The 1306-nt window shown below is 30.6% G+C and carries 1 protein-coding gene; it reads right to left on the bottom strand.

Annotated features, from left to right (window positions below; translation table 11 throughout):
• The coding region (locus F3G69_RS09380) for a hypothetical protein (protein ID WP_188115365.1) at window positions 1-1306 on the bottom strand (1306 nt) is incomplete at both ends.

Here is a 1306-nt window from a genome sequence, read left to right as displayed (position 1 = left end):
GTTTCTTTTCAAGTTCTTTATATTCTTCGTCACTTAAAGAATTTTCTTTTTTGAATTTACTTGCAAATTTCTCATCGCTCATATCATATATGTCTAGAGTTGTTGGTTCTTCAAGTATCTTTTTTAACTCACTATATGTATCATCATCTAATATATGATCGTCATCAGCCACATGACTTTTTTCTATTGAGTCCACTATCTCCTCTATGCAGATGGCATCCTTTTGTCCTGCTTTCGCCTCTTTTTCTTTTTTAAAGAAATATATGGGTATTTTTGTTTCATCTTCTTTTAGATAATAGGTGTTTTTGGATAAAACTAGAAATGTTTCGCCATATAAATTTATGGCCTCACTCCCAAGATAAGACTCTGGTTTAATTAAGGAATTATCAAATATTTGTCTTAATATAAAATATCCCATCACTAATAAGAATACTTTTGTGGCTGGATAATAGTATTCTGTTTCTATTATAAATGCGCCATTAGACTCCTCTGACAATAATTGCATCATGCCTCTATCATCGATTGGTATTGAAGTTGGCTTACCTAAAGCATAAATAATACGATCTTGTTCCGTATTTGAATTCAAATTTAAAAAGAAGATTTTGAATTCCTCTATGTTTGCCTCTAAAAATTCTTCTTCTCTTTTAATTATCTCTTCCATATCTTTGGCATTTTTAAAGTACTTATCTATATGACTTAAATAGGTATTGGCTTGCGTAAATTTAATGAAACGTTCCGAGCCATTAAAAATTTCTTTACCCATTGGTTTGTTAAATATAAAATTGTCTGAAATATAACTTTCAAATTTCTTGATTTTCTCTCTGCTAACCCTTGTAAATGGGCTTAGACTTAATAAATATAGGTCTTCATCATTTTGAGCATCTACTTGTATGGAGTACTGACTATAGTCTTTAGTGGCTTTTAGTTGCTTAGGGTCAGTCACTTTCTTGTTATCCACCCTATTTAGGCTGTCCACTATCTTATAGTTTAATACGTTTTGCAAAAGGTGCTCATTTAGTTTTGCGTTCTCTCTCATAGGGGCATTTGAGATAATGAGATAGTTTTTAGAGATACCGCTACTGTTATTTGTATTGTGAGTATCGTCCTTGGTAGTTAAGGATTTATCCCTTAAAAGATTCGCAAATTTTAAAGAATTGAAAAATGGATACTGCATATAGACAAAATTTGCTCTATTTGCTATCACACACTCTTCTATCCTCTTAAGCAGACTCTCTTCAGCATTATCCTTATCATTTTTACATATTGATATATTATTTTTTTTATCTATATTTTCATATTTGATTAT

Origin of the sequence: Campylobacter concisus, assembly GCF_902460625.1 — a bacterium.
GTDB classification, from domain to species: Bacteria; Campylobacterota; Campylobacteria; order Campylobacterales; family Campylobacteraceae; genus Campylobacter_A; species Campylobacter_A concisus_AD.
Note: the sequence above shows the minus strand (reverse complement) of the source record. Positions and strands in the feature narration are given on the sequence as shown.